This is a genomic window from Hafnia alvei (assembly GCF_964063325.1).
Taxonomy (GTDB): Bacteria; Pseudomonadota; Gammaproteobacteria; order Enterobacterales; family Enterobacteriaceae; genus Hafnia; species Hafnia alvei_B.
In genome coordinates this window covers 1,327,850-1,351,278 of sequence record NZ_OZ061315.1, presented here as the reverse complement: position 1 = coordinate 1,351,278, position 23,429 = coordinate 1,327,850, and the positions used below count along the sequence as shown (strand labels likewise).

22 protein-coding genes are annotated in these 23,429 nt (G+C 50.7%); 7 read left to right on the top strand and 15 right to left on the bottom strand.

All coding sequences use genetic code 11. From position 1 onward, the window contains the following. Positions 1–29: 29 nt before the first annotated feature. The 5 genes from sucA to sdhC form a co-directional block, all read right to left on the bottom strand. Entirely contained in the window at positions 30–2,837 is a 2,808-nt protein-coding gene (sucA, locus tag AB3Y96_RS06400; RefSeq protein ID WP_072308428.1) for a 2-oxoglutarate dehydrogenase E1 component, read from the bottom strand. A gap of 451 nt (positions 2,838–3,288) precedes the next feature. Further along, positions 3,289–4,005, bottom strand: a complete 717-nt coding sequence (locus AB3Y96_RS06395) for a succinate dehydrogenase iron-sulfur subunit (RefSeq protein ID WP_025800708.1) — start codon at positions 4,003–4,005, stop codon at positions 3,289–3,291. 51 nt (positions 4,006–4,056) lie between these two features. Further along, complete coding sequence (sdhA, locus tag AB3Y96_RS06390; protein WP_025800707.1) at positions 4,057–5,838, bottom strand: succinate dehydrogenase flavoprotein subunit; 1,782 nt, start codon at positions 5,836–5,838, stop codon at positions 4,057–4,059. A 1-nt stretch (position 5,839) separates the two neighbouring features. Then, positions 5,840–6,202 (bottom strand): succinate dehydrogenase membrane anchor subunit, encoded by a 363-nt coding sequence (gene sdhD / locus AB3Y96_RS06385; protein WP_025800706.1) that lies wholly within the window; start codon positions 6,200–6,202, stop codon positions 5,840–5,842. Beyond that, a complete protein-coding gene (gene sdhC, locus AB3Y96_RS06380; RefSeq protein ID WP_072308427.1) occupies positions 6,196–6,597 on the bottom strand; it encodes a succinate dehydrogenase cytochrome b556 subunit in 402 nt (133 codons plus the stop codon). The genes sdhD and sdhC overlap by 7 nt, the downstream gene beginning before the upstream one ends. Before the next feature lie 764 nt (positions 6,598–7,361). Between sdhC and AB3Y96_RS06375 the strand changes: the two genes are divergently transcribed. Beyond that, positions 7,362–8,642 (top strand): citrate synthase, encoded by a 1,281-nt coding sequence (locus AB3Y96_RS06375; protein ID WP_072308426.1) that lies wholly within the window; start codon positions 7,362–7,364, stop codon positions 8,640–8,642. Positions 8,643–8,763: 121 nt separating this feature from the next. On the opposite strand, the gene nei is transcribed toward AB3Y96_RS06375, so the two are convergent. The 4 genes from nei to pxpB all read right to left on the bottom strand — a co-directional run bounded on the left by nei (position 8,764) and on the right by pxpB (position 11,928). Then, positions 8,764–9,555 (bottom strand): endonuclease VIII, encoded by a 792-nt coding sequence (gene nei / locus AB3Y96_RS06370; RefSeq protein WP_367300281.1) that lies wholly within the window; start codon positions 9,553–9,555, stop codon positions 8,764–8,766. 66 nt (positions 9,556–9,621) lie between these two features. Further along, positions 9,622–10,356, bottom strand: a complete 735-nt coding sequence (pxpA, locus tag AB3Y96_RS06365; protein ID WP_367298761.1) for a 5-oxoprolinase subunit PxpA — start codon at positions 10,354–10,356, stop codon at positions 9,622–9,624. Continuing rightward, positions 10,349–11,278, bottom strand: coding sequence for a 5-oxoprolinase subunit PxpC (pxpC, locus tag AB3Y96_RS06360; protein ID WP_367298760.1), 930 nt, complete (start codon positions 11,276–11,278; stop codon positions 10,349–10,351). Before pxpC ends, pxpA begins: the two co-directional genes overlap by 8 nt. After that, positions 11,272–11,928 (bottom strand): 5-oxoprolinase subunit PxpB, encoded by a 657-nt coding sequence (gene pxpB / locus AB3Y96_RS06355; protein WP_046360562.1) that lies wholly within the window; start codon positions 11,926–11,928, stop codon positions 11,272–11,274. Before pxpB ends, pxpC begins: the two co-directional genes overlap by 7 nt. Positions 11,929–12,231: 303 nt before the next feature. Between pxpB and xapA the strand changes: the two genes are divergently transcribed. The 4 genes from xapA (at position 12,232) to AB3Y96_RS06335 (ending at position 15,934) form a co-directional block, all read left to right on the top strand. Then, positions 12,232–13,068, top strand: a complete 837-nt coding sequence (xapA, locus tag AB3Y96_RS06350; protein WP_367298759.1) for a xanthosine phosphorylase — start codon at positions 12,232–12,234, stop codon at positions 13,066–13,068. Positions 13,069–13,129: 61 nt separating this feature from the next. After that, entirely contained in the window at positions 13,130–14,344 is a 1,215-nt protein-coding gene (gene tsgA, locus AB3Y96_RS06345) for an MFS transporter TsgA (protein WP_367298758.1), read from the top strand. Between the two features lie 78 nt (positions 14,345–14,422). Then, a complete protein-coding gene (locus tag AB3Y96_RS06340; protein WP_367298757.1) occupies positions 14,423–15,358 on the top strand; it encodes a LysR family transcriptional regulator in 936 nt (311 codons plus the stop codon). A gap of 240 nt (positions 15,359–15,598) precedes the next feature. Next, on the top strand, positions 15,599–15,934 hold the full coding sequence (locus AB3Y96_RS06335) for a zinc ribbon domain-containing protein YjdM (RefSeq protein WP_025800696.1): 336 nt from the start codon (positions 15,599–15,601) through the stop codon (positions 15,932–15,934). Positions 15,935–16,013: 79 nt separating this feature from the next. On the opposite strand, the gene AB3Y96_RS06330 is transcribed toward AB3Y96_RS06335, so the two are convergent. The 6 genes from AB3Y96_RS06330 to AB3Y96_RS06305 form a co-directional block, all read right to left on the bottom strand. Then, a complete protein-coding gene (locus AB3Y96_RS06330; RefSeq protein ID WP_367298756.1) occupies positions 16,014–16,757 on the bottom strand; it encodes a type 2 GTP cyclohydrolase I in 744 nt (247 codons plus the stop codon). A gap of 31 nt (positions 16,758–16,788) precedes the next feature. Continuing rightward, positions 16,789–17,769 (bottom strand): 3',5'-cyclic-nucleotide phosphodiesterase, encoded by a 981-nt coding sequence (locus AB3Y96_RS06325; protein ID WP_367298755.1) that lies wholly within the window; start codon positions 17,767–17,769, stop codon positions 16,789–16,791. Positions 17,770–17,807: 38 nt separating this feature from the next. After that, the gene (phrB, locus tag AB3Y96_RS06320; RefSeq protein WP_367298754.1) at positions 17,808–19,238 is read right to left on the bottom strand and encodes a deoxyribodipyrimidine photo-lyase; all 1,431 of its coding nucleotides are present in this window, start codon (positions 19,236–19,238) and stop codon (positions 17,808–17,810) included. A gap of 19 nt (positions 19,239–19,257) precedes the next feature. Further along, entirely contained in the window at positions 19,258–20,205 is a 948-nt protein-coding gene (locus AB3Y96_RS06315; RefSeq protein ID WP_072308415.1) for a 2-thiouracil desulfurase family protein, read from the bottom strand. Positions 20,206–20,407: 202 nt separating this feature from the next. Next, positions 20,408–20,608 (bottom strand): YbfA family protein, encoded by a 201-nt coding sequence (locus tag AB3Y96_RS06310; protein ID WP_072308414.1) that lies wholly within the window; start codon positions 20,606–20,608, stop codon positions 20,408–20,410. A 300-nt stretch (positions 20,609–20,908) separates the two neighbouring features. Beyond that, on the bottom strand, positions 20,909–21,550 hold the full coding sequence (locus AB3Y96_RS06305) for a hypothetical protein (protein WP_367298753.1): 642 nt from the start codon (positions 21,548–21,550) through the stop codon (positions 20,909–20,911). Positions 21,551–21,649: 99 nt separating this feature from the next. On the opposite strand from AB3Y96_RS06305, the gene kdpF reads away from it, so the two are divergent. Next, the gene (gene kdpF, locus AB3Y96_RS06300; protein ID WP_038502049.1) at positions 21,650–21,739 is read left to right on the top strand and encodes a K(+)-transporting ATPase subunit F; all 90 of its coding nucleotides are present in this window, start codon (positions 21,650–21,652) and stop codon (positions 21,737–21,739) included. Further along, positions 21,739–23,427: a potassium-transporting ATPase subunit KdpA gene (gene kdpA / locus AB3Y96_RS06295; RefSeq protein WP_367298752.1), complete on the top strand. Its 1,689-nt coding sequence runs from the start codon at positions 21,739–21,741 to the stop codon at positions 23,425–23,427. The genes kdpF and kdpA overlap by 1 nt, the downstream gene beginning before the upstream one ends. Positions 23,428–23,429: the final 2 nt, after the last annotated feature.

Sequence of the window (23,429 nt, the reverse complement as noted above, 5' to 3'; positions counted from 1 at the left end):
CAGAACTGGGCGCTTATGCGCCCAGACTCTTATTCCACGTTCAGCGCGTCGTTAACCAGATCTTGCTGCTGTTTCTGGTGAACCGACATATAACCCACAGCCGGCGAAGCCGATGCCGCACGCCCCGCATAACGCAACGATGCTCCAAAAGGAATCACTTCACGGAAGTTATGCTGGCTACAGTACCAAGCACCTTGGTTCAGTGGTTCTTCCTGACACCAGACAAAATCGTGTACGTGGGCATAAGGGGCAAATGCATCCTGAATCGCCTGGTGAGGGAATGGATACAGCTGTTCGATACGCACAATCGCCACGTCTTTCTGTTCGTTTTTGCGACGTTGTTCCAACAGGTCGTAGTAAACCTTACCGGAACACATCACCACACGCTTAACGTCTTTTGGATCGATGTCATCAATCTCGCCAATCACCGGCTGGAAGCTGCCGTTTGCCAGCTCTTCCAAAGAAGATACCGCTAACGGATGGCGCAGCAAGGACTTAGGCGACATAACAATCAGAGGGCGACGCATTCCACGCAGCGCCTGACGACGTAGCATGTGATAAACCTGAGCCGGCGTAGACGGAATACAAACCTGCATATTCTGGTCAGCGCACAGTTGCAGATAACGTTCTAAACGTGCAGAAGAGTGCTCAGGGCCTTGGCCTTCATAGCCATGCGGCAACAGCATCACTAAACCACACAGACGACCCCATTTTTGCTCGCCGGAACTGATGAACTGGTCAATAACCACCTGTGCACCGTTGGCGAAGTCACCAAACTGCGCTTCCCAGATGGTCAGCGTGCGAGGCTCTGCGGTGGCATAACCATATTCGAAGGCTAAAACAGCGGCCTCAGACAGCACCGAGTCCCAAACTTTGAAATCGCCTTGGCCGTTATGTACGTTTTCTAGCGGAATATAAACGGAGCCATCTTTCTGGTTATGAATCACTGAATGGCGGTGGAAGAACGTACCACGCCCACAGTCTTCACCAGAAATACGCACTGGAACACCTTCATCCACTAAGGTGGCGTAGGCCAAGTTTTCAGCCGCGCCCCAATCGAACAGTTTGTTGCCTTCAGCCATCTCGGCACGGTCGCCATAAATTTTGGCCACACGCGACTGCATTTCAACCGATTCTGGTGCACGGCTGATACGGCGAGCCAAATCCTGGAGGCGTTTTAGCTCAACGGTACTTGGATAAACTTCATCCCACTCATGGTTCAGGTATGGAGACCATGTGAAGGTATGCATGTTCATTGGACGCCATTCGTCCACCACGCATTCGCCGCGATCCAACGCGTCACGATACAGGTTAACCATTTCCGTGGCATCTTCGAGAGAGGCAACGCTCTGCTCGGTCAGCTTATCAGCGTAAATTTTACGCGGGGTCGGATGTTTTTTGATTTTCTGATACATAACCGGCTGGGTTGCACTTGGCTCATCAGCTTCGTTATGACCATGGCGGCGGTAGCACACCAGATCGATCATCACATCACGTTTAAAGGTGTTACGGAAATCGAGGGCCAAACGCGTTACAAAAGCAACGGCTTCAGGATCATCCGCGTTCACGTGGAAGATGGGTGCCTGAACCATTTTTGCGATGTCAGTACAGTACTGAGTTGAACGCGCATCTTTCGGATTAGAGGTGGTAAACCCGATTTGGTTGTTGATAACGATGCGAACGGTACCGCCCACTTCGTAACCACGCGCCTGAGACATGTTCAGCGTCTCCTGCACAATGCCTTGGCCTGCGATTGCCGCATCACCGTGAATGGTGATTGGCAGAACCATATTGCTACGCGCTTCATCCAGACGATCGCGACGAGCACGCACCGACCCCATTACCACCGGGCTCACAATTTCCAGATGCGATGGGTTAAACGCCAACGCAAGATGCACCAGACCGCCTTCGGTTTCAACGTCAGACGAGAAGCCCATATGGTACTTAACGTCACCGGCACCGAGGTGTTCTTTATGTTTACCGGCAAATTCGTCGAACAGATCCTGCGGTTTTTTACCCAGCACGTTAATCAGCACGTTCAGGCGGCCACGGTGCGCCATCCCGAGAACGGCTTCACGCGTGCCGTTCTTACCGGCATGACGGATCAGCTCTTTGAGCATAGGCACCAACGCGTCGCCGCCTTCCAGTGAGAAGCGTTTCGCGCCGGGGAATTTTGCGCCCAGATAACGCTCCAGACCTTCCGCTGCGGTTAACTCACGCAGGAAACGCTGTTTTTCTTCTTGAGTAAAGGAAGGCTGACCGACAACAGATTCCAAACGTTGCTGAATCCAACGTTTTTCTTCCGTGTTGGTGATGTGCATATATTCTGCACCGATGGAGCCACAATAAGTCTGCTTAAGCGCCTGATACAGATCGGACAGCTTCATCGTCTCTTTGCCGATGGCAAAAGAACCGACGTTGAACGTCTGATCAAAATCTTCTTCGGTCAGGTTGTGGTAGGACGGTTCCAGATCGGGCACCGCATCCTGCTTCCACAAACCTAATGGATCCAGATTGGCTTGCTGATGACCACGGAAACGGAAGGCGTTGATCATCTGCAACACCTTGACCTGCTTAGCATCCGTATCAGGGTCGTTTAGAGAGAGATTAAACCGGGACGGGTCTTTCGCCAGACGGCGGAAGTAGTCTCGTGTTTGAGAGTGGAATTGTTCCGATTTCAGGCCGATCGTCGGCAACTGTTGGAAAATTTCCTTCCAGCTCAGATCCACCGAGTCAGGATCGGTGAGATAGTCTTCATAGAGCTGCTCTATGTAGGACTGGTTTGCGCCCGCCAGATAGGAGGAATCCAGCCAGGCCTTCATTGCGCCGTTCTGCATCATGATCCCTTAAGCTGTTTTCAGCTTTAGTTTTCGCCGTGATAAACATCATGCTTTTAACAAATGCTCGCATCCAACCGAGTGTTATTAAAAACATTTATCGTAATTACATACATCGCAATTACTTTACCGTAACTATCTTATAGTAATTGCACCTATCGTCAGATGACTCTATGTGCTTTTTGTGACGAAGATACATCACCTGTTGCAAAAATGTGTCTTACGTCTTAGTACTACCTATTGCAACCCCTCTCGCCATCCTCTTTCGAGGTGGGAGAGGTTCGCATAAATCCAACGCTAAGCGCTGGAATTTCAAATAAATATCCCCTAAATAATTCGAGTTGCATGTAGGCGGCAAGTTTGTGAAGCCCTAGGAACATAGATAACTATGTGACTAGGGTGAGCAAACGTAGCCAACACCGATGCAGCTTGAAGTATGACGGGGTAAGCCTTAAGCACTGCGGTGAAGCAACATAGACTTAATATGACCAATTGCACGGGTCGGGTTCAAGCCTTTTGGACACACATTGACGCAGTTCATAATGCTATGGCAGCGGAATACGCTGAAAGCGTCGTCTAAATCGTCTAAACGGCTATCCGTTTCGGTGTCACGGCTATCAATTAAGAAACGATACGATGCCAGCAGACCCGCTGGGCCGATAAACTTATCCGGGTTCCACCAGAACGATGGGCATGAGGTTGAACAGCATGCACAAAGAATACATTCGTACAAACCATCTAACTTCTCACGCTGTTCCGGCATCTGCAAATGCTCGCGTGCCGGAGGATTTTTACCGTCGTTAAGCAGATAAGGCTTAATTTTTTCGTATTGGGTGTAAAACTGGCCCATGTCGACGACCAAGTCGCGCACGACAGGCAAGCCTGGCAGCGGACGGATAACAATTTTTTTGCCTGAACGCTGTAGGGTTGAAACCGGCGTGATACAGGCCAGTCCGTTCTTACCGTTCATGTTCACACCGTCAGAACCGCAAACCCCTTCACGGCAAGAGCGGCGGAAAGCCAGCGTTGGATCTTGCTCTTTAAGCAAAATCAGCGCATCGAGCAGCATCATGTCGCGGCCTTCTTCGGCCTCTAGGGTGTAATCTTGCATCCGTGGCGCGTTATCGACGTCCGGGTTATAGCGATATACAGAAAACTCTACTTTCATGACCGTTTCTCCGCAAAAAATGGGTAACTAACCGAGTGATTGATGGAACAATCAATAAGTACGGATCTTCGGCGGGAACGCCGGACGTAGCTTAGGTTCCATGTTCACGCTGCGGCGTGTCATGCTCTCGGTTTGCGGCAGATACAGGCTATGGCACAGCCAGTTAGCGTCATCACGATCTGGGAAGTCGAAGCGGCTATGTGCGCCACGGCTTTCGGTACGGAAGTTCGCTGAAACTGCGGTCGCAAAAGCAGTTTCCATCAGGTTATCCAATTCCAAGCACTCAACGCGTTGGGTGTTGAAATCGCTAGAAGTATCGTCCAGACGTGCGCTTTTCAGACGCTCACGGATCACTTTCAGTTCTTCCAAGCCTTTCGCCATCGCATCACCTTCGCGGAATACCGAGAAGTTATGCTGCATGCAAGACTGGAGATCTTTACGGATTTGAACCGGATCTTCACCGCTGCGGGTGTTGTTCCAACGATTCATACGATCCAAAGACGCTTCAATATCAGATTCGCTAGCGTCACGGCTTGGACCTTGTTCGGTCAGGCACTCTTGCAAATGCAGGCCAGCAGAACGGCCAAATACCACGAGGTCAAGCAATGAGTTACCGCCTAGGCGGTTAGCCCCATGAACCGATACGCAGGCAATTTCGCCAACCGCGAACAGCCCAGGGATCACCACGTCTTCACCCTTCTCATTCACGGTTAACGCTTGGCCCGTAACTTTGGTTGGGATCCCGCCCATCATATAGTGGCAGGTTGGGATAACCGGAATCGGCTCTTTCACCGGATCCACGTGCGCAAAGGTACGCGACAGTTCCAAGATCCCCGGCAGGCGTGCTTCAAGCACGTCTTTGCCCAGATGATCCAGTTTCAGTTTGGCATGCGGCCCCCAAGGACCATCACAGCCACGGCCTTCACGAATTTCAATCATGATGGAGCGTGCAACCACGTCACGGCCTGCAAGGTCTTTCGCGTTTGGCGCATAACGCTCCATGAAACGCTCACCGTGTTTATTCAGCAAATAACCGCCTTCACCACGGCAACCTTCGGTAACCAGAACCCCCGCACCGGCGATACCGGTTGGGTGGAACTGCCACATCTCCATATCCTGTACCGGAACCCCAGCACGCAGCGCCATACCCACGCCGTCGCCGGTATTGATATGCGCGTTAGTCGTTGACTGGTAAATACGTCCTGCACCGCCGGTCGCCAAAATGGTGGCTTTCGCTTTGAAGTAAACCACTTCACCGGTTTCGATACAGATAGCCGTTGTTCCAACCACGGCACCGTCTTGGTTTTTCACCAGATCCAGCGCGTACCACTCGGAGAAAATCGTGGTGTGGTTTTTCAGGTTCTGCTGATAAAGCGTATGCAACAGCGCATGACCGGTACGGTCAGCCGCCGCTGCGGTACGTGCCGCTTGCTCGCCGCCAAAGTTTTTGGACTGGCCACCAAACGGACGCTGATAAATTTTGCCATCGTCTAAACGCGAGAATGGCAGTCCCATGTGTTCTAATTCTAGAATCGCCTCTGGGCCGGTTTTACACATATATTCAATGGCGTCTTGGTCACCGATATAGTCGGAACCTTTCACCGTGTCATACATATGCCATTCCCAGTTATCTTCATGGGTGTTACCCAGTGCAACCGTAATACCGCCCTGAGCGGATACGGTATGTGAACGCGTTGGGAATACTTTAGATAACAGGGCGCAAGACAGTCCCATCTGGGAGATTTGCAGCGCGGCACGCATACCTGCGCCACCCGCACCGATAACAACAGCATCAAATTCTCTTACTTCAAGACCACTAACTGACTGACTCATGTTAGGCACCCCACACAACTAATGTTCCGTAAACCAAGTAAACCACCAGCGCGACAACGATAACGAGCTGTAGAATCAGCCGTAATGCCAGCGGTTTAATGTAATCCGTTAACACTTGCCACATACCAATCCAGGCGTGAGCCAAAATGGATACCAACGTGAGCACGGTAAAGACTTTAGTGATGTTAGAGGCGAAGAATCCGCGCCAGATTTCATAGGTCAGAGAATCTGCGGTGAAGATAAAACCGAGAATGTAGAGGACATATAAAGTAATAACGATGGCCGCCGCACGCAGCAGTAACCAATCATGTATCCCATTACGGCCTAAGGCTGATGCACTGGTTTTTGAGTTTGGGGTTACCATACGAGGACTCCAGCTAAAATAGAAAGTACGACGGTGATCGCAAAAGAAACATAAGCTGTGCGACTACCTGCGGCGAAACTCTCTTCGATGTAGCCAAAATCCATCAACATGTGACGAATACCACCACAGATGTGGTACGCCAATGCGGTGAGGATGCCCCACACAATGAATTTAACGATAAAGCTATCCATAACCGCTGCGGCCTGAACAAACCCTTCTGGAGAAGAAAGAGAAAGTCCCAGCAACCAAAGCAGAATACCGAGTGATACAAAGGTAATCACACCTGAAGCGCGGTGTAATATGGAGGCTATCGCAGTGACGGGAAATCGGATCGTTTGCAGATCCAGATTGACGGGTCTTTGTTTTTTTGAAAGCTTTTCGACATTTTTTATCATAGCGCCCACACAGCTCTTTTATTATTTTTCCTTCCTCCGGGCCTGGGCGGGGTCAAGCAGCGCTTTACCTGTCTGATTAAAGTTGCTTCGGCGTTCACCTATCGCAACCCAATAAGTTGGGTAATCCATCACGTCACGCGCCTACAGCTTCCACTGTGCTAAAACGGCGCGCTTCATATTCACGCTGGGTGCTCCTACTTCAGGGCAGTTTCTTAGAGGGTACAACCCTAAAAAACAATAAGTCCCGGAGACCTGGCGGCAGTATAGAAGTATCACAATTTGATTACAATTCGAATACAACCTGATTAAAGACATTTGACCGGAACAGTGACATAAGTCACGAAAGTAACAAATACGCCAAAATTAATTACATAATTTGACAAGGAATCAACATTTCCGTTACAACAGAGTGGCGAATAGACCTACGTTGTACTATTGATGAGCAAACCCTTTCCCCCAGTGCAAAGTTATGCAACAGTGGAATATGTGAATACCCATAGGTTTAACGTAGGCAATAATTAATTATGTTATAAAGAATACCAACGAATCATTAACATTCTAAACATCGACGAGCGAGTAGTCGCCGAACGGCAAACTGGCCGTTAGCAGGATAAATTGCACTCTGTACCCTATAATTTAAGACCCCCACGACATTCGACGGTGGTCAACAGAGCGCGAAGAATCGCTAACAGGGAGGCTGGTACCCACTAACGGTGTGTCGGTCGTTAATGGTTCTTAAATCTAGAGGCGCTAAGGAGACTGTAATGGCTAACAAGAAAGCGACGCTGACGCTCGATTCCGAAACAATTGAACTTGATGTACTTTCGGGCACGTTGGGCGCAGAAGAGATTGATATTCGTAGCCTCGGTTCAAAGGGCTACTTCACGTTTGACCCAGGATTCACCTCCACGGCCTCTTGCGAATCAAAAATCACCTATATCGACGGTGACGAAGGCATCCTGCTGCATCGCGGTTTCCCAATCGATGAGCTGGCGAAAAACTCCAACTATTTGGAAGTTAGCTACATCCTGCTTTACGGCGAAGCCCCAACGGCAAAAGAGTACGAAACCTTTAAAACCACGGTCACTCGCCACACCATGATCCACGAACAGATTACCCGTCTGTTCCACGGTTTCCGTCGCGACTCTCACCCAATGGCGGTGATGTGCGGTGTTACCGCCTCTCTGGCGGCGTTCTATCATGACTCGTTAGACGTTAACAACGAACGCCATCGTGAGATTGCGGCATATCGTCTGTTGTCTAAAATGCCAACGCTGGCGGCGATGTGCTACAAATATTCACTCGGCCAACCGTTTGTTTATCCGAAGAATGATCTGTCTTACGCTGGCAACTTCTTGAACATGATGTTCTCTACGCCGTGTGAAGAATATGTGGTCAACCCAATCCTTGAGCGCGCCATGGATCGTATTTTAATCCTACACGCTGACCACGAACAAAACGCATCGACCTCAACCGTTCGTACCGCAGGCTCTTCCGGTGCTAATCCCTTTGCCTGTATCGCAGCGGGTATTGCCTCGCTGTGGGGACCTGCGCACGGCGGTGCAAACGAAGCCGCACTGAAAATGCTGGAAGAAATCAGCTCTGTTGATCACATTCCAGAGTTTGTTCGTCGTGCCAAAGACAAAAACGACTCTTTCCGCCTGATGGGCTTCGGTCACCGTGTTTATAAAAACTATGACCCACGCGCTACCGTGATGCGTGAAACCTGTCACGAAGTGTTGAGAGAATTGAACCTGCAAGATGACCTGCTGGAAGTGGCGATGGAGCTGGAACACATCGCGCTGAACGACCCGTACTTCATCGAGAAAAAACTGTATCCAAACGTCGACTTCTACTCTGGCATCATTTTGAAAGCTATGGGTATTCCGTCTTCAATGTTTACCGTTATCTTCGCTATGGCACGTACCGTTGGCTGGATTGCCCATTGGAACGAAATGCACGACGACGGCATTAAAATTGCGCGTCCTCGTCAGCTGTACACCGGCTACGACAAACGTCCGTTTGAGTCTCAGTTGAAGAAATAATTTATCTAAAACGCCCTCCCAGACTCCCCCTTGTCAGGGGGAGAAGCATGCCGAGAACCTATTCCAATCTGCTCCGTCCCCTACCTAGGGGAGAGCTGGAAGGGCGTATTATTCCTAACCATCACCGCTGGCAATTCGGGCACCAATAAAACGGTCTAGACGAAATCATCGTTTTCTCAATCATCTCGCCGCAGCGCAAACAAGGCTCACCGGCACGATGAAAGACTTTAAATTGAAACAGAGCGCCATGATGCACATCGTCATCCATCGTTCCACGGGTGTTATACGAAAGCCGAGGAATATCCAACAGCGCATGGGATAGGTGCTCAAGCTGATCTTCACGCAGCGACTGGGCGTTATGCGTTGGCGCCAGCTCAGCATCCCACAAAATCTCAACCCGCAGATAGTTACCTAACCCCGCTAAAAAGCGCTGATCCAGCAATAATCCGCCAAACTGACGGCGACGAAACGCAGGCTGCATCAAACGCCCTTTGACCTGCGTCGCATTCAGCCGCAAATCTAAAACATCCGGCCCAACCCGTTGTAAAAACGGATGCTGTGCGATCTCCTCACGCGGTGCGATGGTGATATCCGACGCGCTATATAACAAAATGGCTTTATCTTCGGTTTCAAGACGAACGCGCAGATCGCGTTTGGTATCCGGCGTTTCGCCCGCATCAACGATTTTCCACACCCCGTAGAGCTGATTATGGCTATACATGGTTAAGCCATTGGAAAAGTGCGTCAGTAACGCTTTACCACGCGTTTCAATGTCTTCAATTTTTTCGCCTACCAGCTGTGACTGATAATGCTTTAACTGAGGAAACGCAAACCACACTTCGGTCAGCGTTTTGCCCACTACGGCATCGGTGAGCTTATCCGCAGCGCGACGAATCTCTGGGCCTTCTGGCATCTGAACTCTCTTAATCTGGCTAAAACCTAAGGCCAGAATAGCGCGATCGGCATAGCGTGCCAAACCTCACTCAGCGCTGACCTTAATCCCTTGCTGCGAAAAATGGGCGCGTAACAAACGTGCGAAATCCAACGCATGCGCATTGTCGCCGTGCAAACACACGGTGTCAGCCTGAACAGGCACAATATCGCCCTGAGGGGTCACCACCTGATGATGTTGTACCATCATCAGGGTGTGTCGCAGTGCCTGTTGGTCATCAGTGATTAACGCATTAGGTTCACTACGCGCAACTAAAGAACCATCAGACTGATAGTTGCGGTCGGCAAAAACTTCCTGCCATGTGGTTAAACCTAATGCCTGCCCCTCACTTATCAGTGCGCTTCCCGCCAGACCAACCAAACGCAGGGCGGGGTTAAAATCCAGCACGGCACGCGCAATGGCATGCGCCAGCGCAGGCTCCACCGCAGCTTGGTTGTAGAGCATGCCATGGGGTTTCACGTGCCGCAGGGTTGCACCCAGCGCCAAACAATGCCGATTGAGCGCATGAAGCTGTTCAGTAACCAACTGATAAACCTCATCCGGTGGCAGGTTTTGACGGCTGCGGCCAAAGTTTTCTCGGTCAGCAAAGCTAGGATGTGCGCCGATAGCGACGCCCAACTCCTTGGCCCAAATAACCGACTGTCGCATGGTTGCATCATCACCGGCGTGGTATCCACAGGCGATATTGGCTGAGCTAACCAGCTTTAGCAGCGCATAGTCGTTCGCCCCGCCTTCGCCTAAATCCGCATTGAGATCAATCACCCTGAATCCCTCGCTCCAGCTGGCGCAGATAAATTCTCTGTTCTTTATACGCCTGCTGGGCTTGTGCCAGCGTGCAACGAATAAAGTGAATCGGCTCACCGAGGCGGATCTGTGCCAAATGATAGAGATCGGCTTCGATCACACAGGCAATACGCGGATATCCGCCGGTGGTTTGCGCATCAGCCATCAGCACAATCGGCTGACCGCCGTGAGGCACCTGAATAACGCCGGGCAATAGACCATGTGCAAACATCTCGCGTGAACTCTCGCGTTTCAACGAATGTCCGGTTAAGCGATAGCCCATACGATTACTTTGCGGGCTGAGATGCCACGGTGTACGCCAGAAAAAGTCCTGTTCCTGCGGGCTAAATTCCTGAAACTCTGGCCCCGGCAACACACGGATATAGTTGTTGAAAAGTAGTTGCTTAATACCTTGGGATTTTTTCGGCACAAAGCGCACATCGCCCAAAGGTAAGCTATCGCCATCGTTTAATTTTCGCCCGTCCAATCCGCCAAAGCCGCCGGTGAGATCGGTGCTTCGCGATCCCAATACTTCGGGCACATCAATCCCTCCGCTGACGGCAAGATAGCTACGCATGCCGCGCTTAGGGCGGTGTAACATCAAACGTTGTCCCGCACGAACCGGATAATTCCAGCCGGTCCAGATACGCTGCTTATCCAGATAGGCATCGCACCCCGCGCCGGTTAATGCCATCCAGCCATCGCGGGCAAACTCCACCGTACATTCACCGAGGGTGATCTCAAGCCCTGCGTCAGTGCCTTTATTTCCTACCAAGATATTCGCGGCGTACAGCGCGGGCGCGTCCAAAGCACCACCTAAACTCACGCCCTGGCCACGAAAGCCATGACGCCCCTGATCCTGTACCGTCGTTTGCAAACCCGCACGAATAATTTTCAACATACTCCCTCCTTCTGCGGTACAAAGCGCACGCTATCACCGGGACGTAGCAAGGTTGATGACGAAGCCTGAGGATCAAATAACGCCAGCGGCGTATTGCCAATAATTTGCCAACCACCGGGAGATGCTAGCGGATAAACACCGGTATGGCTGCCGCCGATACCCACCGAGCCCTGCGGCACTTTCACTCTGGGAACCGCGCGTCGTGGCGTATGCAACGCCTCAGGCAAACCGCCCAAATAACCGAAGCCCGGCTGAAAACCGAGGAAATAGACCACATATTCGGCGCTGCTGTGCAGCTCGACGGTCTGACGTGCGGTCAGATTATGCAATCGAGCCACCTCTTCTAGATCGGGCCCTTCTGCTCCGCCATAGATCACGGGGATATCAATGTGCCGCACTTCTGGCTGGGCAGACTCGCTCTCTTCCCACCACTGCTGTAGTTTTTCCAGCGCTTCAACCGGATCGGCCTGCGGTACCGATAGCAGCAGAGTAATGTTGTTCATACCGGGAATCACTTCCGCTACGTTCGGATACTCGCGCAGGCGCGTGGTTAACGACCAAATACGCTTTTGACTCTCTAAAGACAAAGGGGGCTCAAGTTCTAACACCGCCGCGCGTTCACCTAACAGATAACATCGTGCTTTTTGCAAGACCGCCTCCCTATGGATTTCACCCACAAATAATCAATCACTACGTTAACTTATGCGCAAAGACAACACCGCCGTCAATGAATCCACCAGTGAGATTCCGATCACAGAATGGCAATTTGAATTGGCACCCATCCGCGAGTACCTCTTCCTCGTCGCTTTCACAATGCGCTGAATCTGAAATATAAATTGCCCAAACACGCTATCAATTCGATTTTCATATCAATCAAAGCATTTTTAATATTGGATTGCCAATCGAAGCCATACACACAATGCGGACATACCTTCCCTTTTCTGGAGTCGACTATGTCTTTCTCACATTGTGATAACTTCCCTTTTCATGCCGCAGAGATCATCCGTGCGGCTAAGCCCGGATTCAAACCACGCATTGCGCTCATTCTCGGCTCCGGTTTAGGTGTATTTGCCGACCAGCTTGATAACAAAGTCGCTATTTCCTATCAGGATCTGCCCGGTTTTCCCGTCAGTACCGTCGTCGGCCATGCCGGAGAGTTAGTGTTAGGTTCGATCAACGGCGTAGACGTTGTCTGTATGAAAGGACGCGGACATTTCTATGAAGGCAAAGGCATGGGGATCATGACCCCAGCGGTACGCACCTTCAAACTTTTGGGCTGTGAATTCCTGTTTTGTACCAACGCGGCTGGCTCTCTGAATACCGGTATTCCCGCTGGGAGCTTGGTGGCACTTAACGATCACATTAACACCATGCCTTCAACGCCGCTGGTTGGCCCTAATGATGAACGTTTTGGCCCGCGTTTCTTCAGCCTCGCCAACGCCTATGACGCCGACCTGCGTAGCCGCCTGCATCAAACCGCCGAATCTTTGTCGCTAAAACTGCACGAAGGGATATTCGTTTCCTATCCGGGGCCTAACTTCGAAACCGCCGCTGAAATCCGCATGATGCAAATGATCGGCGGCGACGTGGTGGGGATGTCTGTGGTGCCTGAAGTGATTGCGGCTCGCCACTGCGGCCTGAAAGTGCTGGCGGTTTCAGCCATCACCAACATGGCTGAAGGCCTGAGCGACGTCGAGCTTTCTCACGAACAAACGCTGAAATGCGCTGCCATGGTAACCGACGACTTTGTCCGCCTGATCGGTACATTTGTTGCGGGCTATGCGCAGTAATTTAGGCCAATAGCGGGCAGCATAAGCCCGCCTTATTCATTCTCCGGCTTGGAGTTTCGCTATGACAGAGTCATCTTTCTCTCGCGTGAATATGAACGCGATTTCCTACCTCAGTTACTATTTTGTGGGCGCACTGGTTTCTACCTTGGGTATCGTTCTCGGCCCGCTGTGCGACGCATTTCACAAAGACTACAGCTTCATTGGTCAGGTGTTTACGCTGATGAATCTGGGGATGTTCCTACCGATCATGCTCGGCGGACTCTTGATGAAAAAATGGGGTCTGCAAAAGCCATTGGTGATCGCCTCCGCCGTCACCGTGATCGTCAGCATCGTACTGTTTCTTAGCCCCACGCTCACCGTCTTCAGCGTCGCCGTGACCTTGATTGGCGCCTGCGGGGGCATATTTATGACCATCGGCAGTTATTTGGTGGTTCGCATCAATCCTGAAGAGAAAAAACGCTCTTCCAGCCTAATTTTTACCGACTTTTTCTTCAGTTTAGCGGGGGCAACGCTCTCGGTCGTGCTCGCTTGGATGTTTAAACTCGGTGCAAACTGGTTAGCCATGTACGCGATTATGGGCGCAATCGGTGCTTTAATGTTGTCCATCACCTTGCGTAGCCGCTTTCCAACCACCGAAGCACCGGCTGAAACCTCAACGCACGCCGTCCAAACCACGGCAGAACCATGGGGAGCCGCTATTTATCTGCTCTGCTTTGCGCTGTTCGCTTTCTTATTGGCTGAACCTATTTTCACCATGTGGACACCAACCTATCTGCAAGATCGCTTCCACATCACGCCGGAAAACGCTGCGCTGTTCACGGCATGCTACTGGTGGGCGAAAGCCACGGGTCTGTTCGTTAACCAATTCACTGTCAAATTAATGAAGCTACGCACCTTCCTGTTAGCTTGCGCGCTGATCGGAATGGCCTCCATTCTAGTGATCACCACCAGCACAAATACCCAGCTCATCATGGTCGCCTGCGGCGTATTTGGCTTCTTCAACTCCGGATTATTCTCTGGATTGATGAGCTATGGTTCACTTCAGGTGCGCCACAGCCCGCCAACCCTTATCTCTGCCCTACTCACCTGTGGCACCGTGGGTACATTGCTGTTTGCAACCGTGTCATCGCTGATGAACTCCTACTACGGGCTGCATTGGGCATTGGGAACCGCGGCAATTTCGTATGGCTTATTGCTGATTGCGTTATTGGCCGCCATCGCACTCAGCCGTGCTGAAAAAATATCTCATGCCAAAGCAACCCAAGCCTCGGCCTAGCGATATTTTTCTGATTATTTGACTCCCTCCAAGGCGGTCTGCATCATGCAGTACTGCCTTTTTTCATTCAGGTGCCTCATGCCAACCACGCCTATCGCTCAACTCACCACTCACGTACACAGCAACGGCCGTATCAGTCTACGCATGCTGCGTTATTTTCAGGTGTTGGCTGATGAACTGCATTTTGGCCGCGCTGCGGCACTGCTGAATATTTCCCAGCCGCCGCTCAGCACGCAGATCAAAGAGCTAGAAGATATACTTGAGGTTAAGCTGCTCGAACGTAACAGCCGAAAAGTGGCGTTAACCCACGCCGGAGGCGTGCTCAAAACCGAGGTCGATCGCATTTTGAATGCGACCGAAACCTCATTGAATTATGTGCGTCAGATCGGACGCAATGAAAACCAACACTTGAATATCGGCATCATCGGTACCGCGCTGTGGGGGGCGCTGTTACCCGCGCTAAAATCATTTCGCGCTGATTACCCCCACGCTACGTGGACGTTGCATGAGCTGCCGCAGCAGCGCCAAATCGAACAGATCATGCAGCACACCATCGATATTGGCATCAACCGAAATGTGGCCGTAGAGTCCACGCCCAATATCTGCTACCAGCATATTGCACGCGAATCTGTCATGGTTGCGTTGCTCGATCACGATCCTTTATGCCAGTTCTCAAGCCTCGACCTTATGCAGCTTGCCGAACGCCCATTTATCTCGCTCTCGTTCAGCCACAGCGATTTTGCCCAGCAGCTCTATGATTACTGCGTGCAGGCTGGTTTTTACCCACTCATTGCCCAACAGGCCATGGAGCCGCAAACGGTGTTGGCGCTGGTCAGCGCAGGCTTGGGCATCGCGTTATTACCAGAAACCTGCTCGCTTATTCACTGGCCAGGCGTGACGTTTGTTCCCCTAAAACAGCCGATCCCCGCCGATCTCTATGCGCTCTACCATCGCGAACTCCAATCACCGATTGCGCACGCATTTCTGCAGGCGCTGGGGCACATTGCAGCCTAACGGCGAGAAAATAGACTCCATGCTCTATTTAGGTTATAAGAAACACTCTAATTGCGATCTTTTTAACATAAATCATTTTCGACATTGGTCAAAAGTTGTATGATCGCGCGCTTTGCAGATCCGCCCTGCGGAATCTCTGCTAGATGCCCTACCAACTTGAGACGACGCCAAGACCGTGGGTATCAATCATCACAATAGCAGCGCTGCATTTTTTTATTTTCTGTTAAAGGCGACCTTAGCATGCAATTACCAAACTGCCCGAAGTGCAACTCTGAATACACCTATCAGGACAACGATATGTACATCTGTCCTGAATGCGCCTACGAATGGAATGACAGCGCACCGGCAGAAGAAAGCGATGAACTGGTGGTGAAAGACGCCAACGGCAATCTGCTGGTTGACGGCGATTCCGTCACCGTGATCAAAGATCTGAAAGTGAAAGGCAGCTCGTCTATGCTGAAGATCGGCACCAAAGTGAAGGGAATTCGTCTGGTTGAAGGCGATCACAACATCGATTGTAAAATCGACGGTTTCGGCCAAATGAAGCTGAAATCTGAGTTTGTGAAAAAGAGCTAATATTTTACCTCCGTTGTTATCGGAGTTATCGGACAAATACCGATAGCAACGGAGTGTTTCTCATTACTGCATTACGCTTTTACGCTGGATTAGGAATATCAATAAACTTCACGTCTAATCCATGTTCCGCCGCTAACCACTCGCCTAACGCACGAATGCCACCACGTTCTGTCGCATGATGACCCGCCGCAAAGAAATGCAGCCCCATCTCACGGGCGATATGAATGGTTTTCTCTGAAACCTCACCGCTAATAAACGCGTCAACGCCAAACTCAGCGGCCTGTTCAATATAGCTCTGACCACCGCCGGTACACCACGCAACGCGACGGATCTCCTGTGGCGCATTGTCTCCGCTGTGTAACACGGCATGCTGTAGCTTACGCTCTAAGCGACCAATCACCTCCCCCGAGCTCATCGGTTGCTCAAACTCACCGTAAGGCAGTAAAGGGTCGATCATCCCTAATGGCTTGATTTTCATCACGCGTGCCAGCTGCGCATTGTTGCCCAGCACCGGATGGGCATCCAGCGGCAGATGATAGCCATACAGGTTAATGTCATTAATCAGCAGCGTTTTCAAACGACGTCGACGCATACCGCGCACGGTAGGCGCATCGTTTTTCCAGAAATAACCGTGGTGCACCAAAATAGCATCGGCCTGCTCTGCCACGGCGGCGTCGAGCAGGGCCTGACAGGCAGTCACACCGGTAATAACTTTCTTAATTTCCTGTCGCCCTTCAACCTGCAAACCATTGGGTGCATAGTCACGGAAATCGTTAACGCTAAGTTGCTGATCGAGCAGTTTTTCCAGTTCAATATTATTCATAGTGTCTAGTCACAAAAATTTGGATTAATCATTAGAAAACGGCTTTGTCGCCCTGTTGCATAAACATAAACTTCACGCCCAATGAATTCCCTGCGCTCAGCTGTTGCTGAATCAGCGCTTGCGGATCCTTCCCCGCCACCAGCGTGGGTTTAATATGGCTAATCACAATCGGTAAATCTTTCAACGAACCTGCGCCGCCGCTGTATTTCTCAAGCTGAGCCAGCTCTGAAAGCAGTAATTTCGGCGTCAGATGTCCAAGCAGTTTGTTGTCAGGCTGCGCGTCATCATAGGAGGTTTCAATAATCATCCCTTTGAGCGCTTTTTGCTGAATAAGCGGTCCTAAAACACGCCAAATTGCATCCAGATTTTTAGAGCGTTCTACGGCATCAGCGCCGGTATCGCCAAAATAGGCAAAAGACTCTCCGCGCGCGCTAATCAACAGCATCGACGACGCCGTTCCATTGTGGCTCAGCGGATAAATCACCCCGCGCATCGGCGTGACGCCTAATGTAAAAGTCTGTCCGACGCGCGGCGAATTAATTCGATAAGTGCCTAATCGTTCACCGTTGCCTGCATCGCTGAAATTTGGCCAACTTTTCCAGTTGAAATAGTGGTTATGCAGCGTATTCGCACTGTCGGCGAGGGTATAGATAGTCTTCTTTTTGTCATCTGGCGAACCCAGAATCAGACCGGCAACGAGATCCAGATGAGGGTGACTAATGAAATAGGCATTAATCTGCTCACGAAAAATGTATCCCTGCGGCGTGAGCGGTGCGGCTTTTTCTGGCGTGACGTCTGGGAAACTTCCTTTTTCAATGCCTTTCGCAATGCCGGGTAAAGTGCTCCCCGCATCAAGCGCAATATAGCGGGCATCCCCCTCGGTGCGAATAAGGTAGGAAGTCAGGTTATCTCCCGATAATCCTCCCTGAGTGCCTAACGCCACAACGTCAAAACTGGCCCAGGTAAATGCGGAATAGCCCGCCAGCACCATAGCTATGAGTGTCTTTCGCATTTGTTACGTGCTCCTTGCAGTAAAAGCGGCTGGAAATATCAGCCCGCGCCTCGCTTAGCCTCTTCAAAAGCTTGAAGGGTTTGCTTACGTGCAACGGCATGATCCACCAGAGGTTCAGGGTAGTCTAACACGCGACCTTGTTTAATCGCCCATTGATGCGGGTGATGAATATCACTGTCTGGTACATCCGCAAGCTCCGGCAGCCAACGACGAATAAAATCGCCCTTTTTGTCAAAACGCTCGCCCTGTGTGGTCGGGTTAAAAATACGAAAATAGGGCGCCGCATCGGTTCCCGAAGATGCCGCCCACTGCCAACCACCGTTATTTGCCGCCAAATCTCCGTCCAGCAGTTGAGACATAAAATAGCACTCTCCCGCTCGCCAGTTTATCAACAGATCTTTAACTAAAAAGCTGGCGACAATCATGCGCAGTCGATTATGCATCCACCCGGTTTGGTTTAATTGCCGCATCGCGGCATCCACAATCGGAAAACCGGTTTTCCCTGCTTTCCACGCGGCTAAATGATCGGTGTCACCGCTCCAGCGCACATTGTCAGTCCACGCAATAAACGGCTTATGCCGACACAGCTTGGGATAAGCCACCAGCAGGTGGCGATAAAACTCGCGCCAAACCAGTTCATTCAACCAAACAAAGGCGCCGCTTTGATCGTCTTCCAACGCCTGCGAACACTCCGCTAAAAGCCGGTTAAAACACTGACGCGGCGACAGCACGCCGATGGCCAGATAAGGCGACAGGCAACTCGTGCCATTAATGGCGGGGATATCACGCTGCTGTTGATAATCCTGCACGCGTTCGCGGCAGAAACTTCGCAAACGCTGTAACGCAGCGTCCTCTCCCGCTGGGAATAGTGACGGGTCGGGTTGCTCGAAGGGATAATCAAAAGACACTATCGGCAACCGTTCAGCGTTGCCCGCTCTCGGTTTTGGTGCTGGCAAACAGCGTGTATCTGAATGAGTTAACCGCTGTAGGAAAGACTTACGGAACGGGGTAAACACCTTATACATTTCGCCGCTACCGGTCACCACGCTGCCGGGTGGCAGAAGCAAACTGTCATCAAAGGCGTGCAGCGTGCACTTTCCCTGCAGTAACTCACCGGCTCGATCGTCGCGGTGTCGCTCGTTCAGTTCATATTGGCGGTTATAAAATAGGTCGGTGACGCCGTTTTTCTGGCAAAAATCACTGAGCCACTCAATGCTCTGGGCAAAGTCTGCGCATTGATGAGAGAAAAGCGTGATGTTTTTTTCTGCTAGTGAAGCATCTAAACAATGTAAATTTTGCTGGATAAATGCCGCCTGACGCGGTGCCATATCATGCCGCCGCCACTGCTCAGGCGTCGCGATATAAATCGCGATCACCTTAGCGTGAATATCCTGACAGGCGGCATGCAGCGCGCGGTTATCCGTTATCCGTAGATCATTACGAAACCAAACTAAATGTGTGGCAGTCATTACGCTTCCTTGTCAATGCTTAGTGACCATACCGCAAACGCAGTACTTCAGGATAAGGGTCGAAATAGCGCTGCCCGGCTAAATAGCTGTCTGGGTATTCCTTGAGGTAATGACGTAACAGCGTGATGGGCGCCAATAATGGTTGGGTTCCCTGCCGATAACGCAGGATCAGATCGGCCAACTCTTGTCTCTGGCTGCTAGTGAGCTGGCGACGGAAATAGCCCTGAACGTGCTGTAACACGTTGGTATGATTACGCCGCGAGGCCTTATGCTTGAGCAAAGCCATAAAGCGATTTCGATATTCGTACGCGTATTCATCTAAGGATTCCCACTGCTCCATCGCCGCAACAAAACGCCCAAGTTCGCGATATTCCGGCTGTGAATGAGCCAGCAGAGAGAGCTTATAGCGGCTGTGAAAAGCCACCAGAGCGCCACGGGTTAAACCGTTTTTCCAAAGCTGGTTAAACTCGTGTAGTGCGTAAATGCGCTCAACAAAATTCTCTCGTAGTTCGGGGTCATATAATCTGCCGTCCTCTTCTACCGGCAGCCAAGGCATATGCGCCATCAGCTGCTGGGTGAAAATCCCGACCCCGCTTTTACGCGCGTCATGCTCGGTATACACCTTCACTCTTTCCATGCCGCAGCTGGGAGATTTGGCGCAGACAAGATAGCCACATAGATGTTCAAGACTCGCCACTTTCTGTTTGGAAAACTCACGCATTTTTTGCGTCACATCGCCTTCCCCGTCGCGGCTGTTAACCAAAGCAACATCATCGCCCTGTTTGATCAAACGAAGGGTTGGACGCGGAGACGGTAAACCAATCGCCATTTCAGGGCACACGGCTTCGAAGCGAACAAAAGCAGACAACTCATCCACCGCAAACGGTAACCGTTTGTGGCCGCCATCAAAACGAACATTTTCGCCCAGTAAACAGGCGCTCACACCAACGGGTATTTTATCTGACATCGCGCACCTCTATTTATTGATATTTATGGGTTGTGCACTTTCAGTGTAGGTGCAGAAGAGAAGGAATTACACCAACGAAAGATAGGGATATGGACAATCGAAGATAAACCAGATGAAGAAAATTCCGTTTAATGGTTCCAGATAGCAAAAAACCACCTGCATTGAGGTGGTTTCTTCACGTTTACTGTTTCGCTAGCGGCGATTAATAAAAATCAGCAGCAACCTGCTCCGACTGCGCCAACCAAACCGGCTTATCGCTAGTTTTAGCCCACACACGGTGCAAATAGCTATAGAAACGTGCGCGATCGCTGCGGAATAACATCACTGGCAGTGCCAAAACACCGGCAATAACAACGCCACAACGACGCAGGAGAATGCGAGATAATGAATACTGTTGGTACATTGAGTCCTCCTTAAAACGTAGCTGTTTCCCTAAAGGGATCACTAAAGCAGCGGACGTTATAAATTAAAATGTTTCATATTTAAGTTTGCCTGTAATCTGAACAAAATATTACCCCATCTGCTGAAAGTTTACCACTCATCCGACCACTATATTTGCCGTTTTTTTCGCCTTCATTGTGACTTTATGTAATTTTGTTACCTTATGGTTAAATAAAAACTTAACATTAGTTATTTTATTGATACTTTTATTTAACATTTTTATTTCACTATGCGTGACAAAAGTTTCACACTAAAAATTCCACTATGAAAAATAGCCATTCAAGAAGGCTTCATTAAACAATGATGCATCAAGCAAGCGCAGCAAACACACTTCGCGACCATTAAATAAATACAGCACAAGACATGGATAGCCCCTGAGGATCCGCAACTCTACGGGGCCTAGCTCTGCCGCGAGATTTTTCAATCGCCGATTTAATTCAGGTTCATCCGTTTGCTGATTTAAAACCAGCCGTCCTGAACTTGGAAATTGCTTCAAAGGCAGACACAGCATTTTCCATACAAAAAAAGCCTGCTCCTTTGCGCTAGCCTGTAACCTTTTCAATTGTCGATTGAAAGGTAGTGCCGACAGTAATAGCGTCGCTGTCGGACGTTCAGCGGCCCCGTCATGCCGAGACGCTTCCGCAGCGTCACACACAAAACGCTGGATATCCTGTTGTTGCAGAGCAACCTGCGCCTGCTGCAACACCGTATATAAAAATGTATTTATCTGATAAACCGCCAGCATCCCTTCTTTCCCCATCACTCCACGAATTGGCATCACCCTAATTACAGAAGAAAAGCGACGCCAGCTGCTGCGATTAGATTTGCGAAACGTATTCCACACTTTTTCATTTAACGACATCTCGCTTGCAAAACACTCAGATATCGACTGTTTTTCCGCCATTTTTATACTTTTTTTACACCCACGCCCTGCCTTTTTACGCTATTTATTCCCTAAGTTACCTAGGCTAGGCAGTATCAAAAATGCCTTTGGAGAGGTTGTATGAATATCGGGGTGATTGCCTGTGCAGTCTTGGTTGTCTTGCTGCTGGCTTATCTAATTTATGCATTATTTAACGCGGAGGAATTCTGATGGCTGCTTCTGCGTTTCTGATGATCGCGGTATTTCTGCTGGTGCTTTTTGCCTTGGCATTGCCTTTGGGAAGAGTATTGGCACGCCTGATTGATGGTGAACCCTTCGTTGCCCTGCGCGGCGTGGAAAATGGTTTTTGGCGTTGCTGTGGGATCCAACCGCAGGAAATGAGTTGGTTACAATATTTGCTCGCCATTATCGCCTTTAACCTGCTGGGCATTTTACTGCTCTTCGGTCTACTCATGGCACAAGGCATATTGCTGCTGAACCCACAGCAAATGCCAGGGATGTCTTGGCACCTCGCGCTTAATACCGCGGTCAGCTTCGTGACCAACACTAACTGGCAGGCATACAGCGGCGAAAACACCTTAAGCTATTTCAGCCAAATGGTTGGGTTGAGCGTACAAAACTTCCTTTCTGCTGCGACGGGAATTGCCGTGGTCTTTGCGTTGATCCGTGGATTTGCTCGCCACTCAGCAAACACGCTAGGAAATGCGTGGGTCGATCTGTTCCGCGTAACGCTTTACGTTCTGCTGCCGCTGTCGCTCATTCTGGCATTGTTCTTCGTCAGCCAAGGCGTTCTACAAAACCTGCATGGTTATATCACGGTGCATACGCTGGAAGGCGGCACTCAGCTGCTGCCAATGGGGCCGGTGGCTTCGCAGGAAGCGATTAAATTACTCGGTACCAACGGCGGCGGTTTCTTTGGCGCTAACTCGGCACATCCATTCGAAAACCCTACGGCACTGAGCAATATGGTGCAAATGTTGGCGATCTTCTTGATCCCAGCAGCGCTCTGCTTTGCCTTTGGGCAAGCCGTGGGAGAAAGCCGCCAAGGCCATACGCTACTGTGGGCCATGAGCCTAATTTTTGTCGTGGCGGTTATCGTGGTGATGTACGCCGAGCTACAGGGAAATCCGCATTTATCCGACTTCGGTGCAGCCAGCAATTTCAACATGGAAGGGAAGGAAACTCGCTTTGGCATTCTGGCAACGGCGATGTATTCGGTTGTCACTACCGCTGCATCCTGCGGTGCGGTAAATGCGATGCATGACTCCTTCACCGCGCTTGGCGGCATGGTGCCCATGTGGCTGATGCAGATCGGTGAAGTTGTCTTTGGCGGCGTGGGCTCTGGCCTCTACGGCATGTTGCTCTTCGTGCTGCTAACAGTATTTATTGCTGGCCTGATGATTGGCCGTACTCCTGAATATCTCGGTAAAAAAATCGAAGTTTTCGATATGAAAATGACGGCGGTGGCCATTTTGGTTACCCCCGCGCTGGTGCTGATTGGCTCCGCCGTGGCGCTAATGACCGACGCAGGCCGCGCCGGCATTCTTAATCCGGGCGCTCATGGATTTAGTGAGGTGCTTTATGCCCTTTCTTCAGCGGCTAACAACAACGGCAGCGCTTTCGCCGGTCTGAGTGTGAATACGCCGTTCTATAACGTTCTGTTGGCGATTGCCATGTTCGTTGGTCGCTTTGGCGTCATCATTCCGGTGATGGCGATTGCGGGTTCTTTAGTCGCGAAAAAACGTCAGCCAGCCGGGAACGGAACGCTACCTACTCAAGGAGCGCTGTTCATTGGATTGCTGGTTGGCACCATTTTATTGGTCGGCGCATTAACGTTTATTCCAGCGCTGGCGCTGGGGCCGGTAGCTGAACACCTGCAAGTTTGGTTAACACGTTGAGA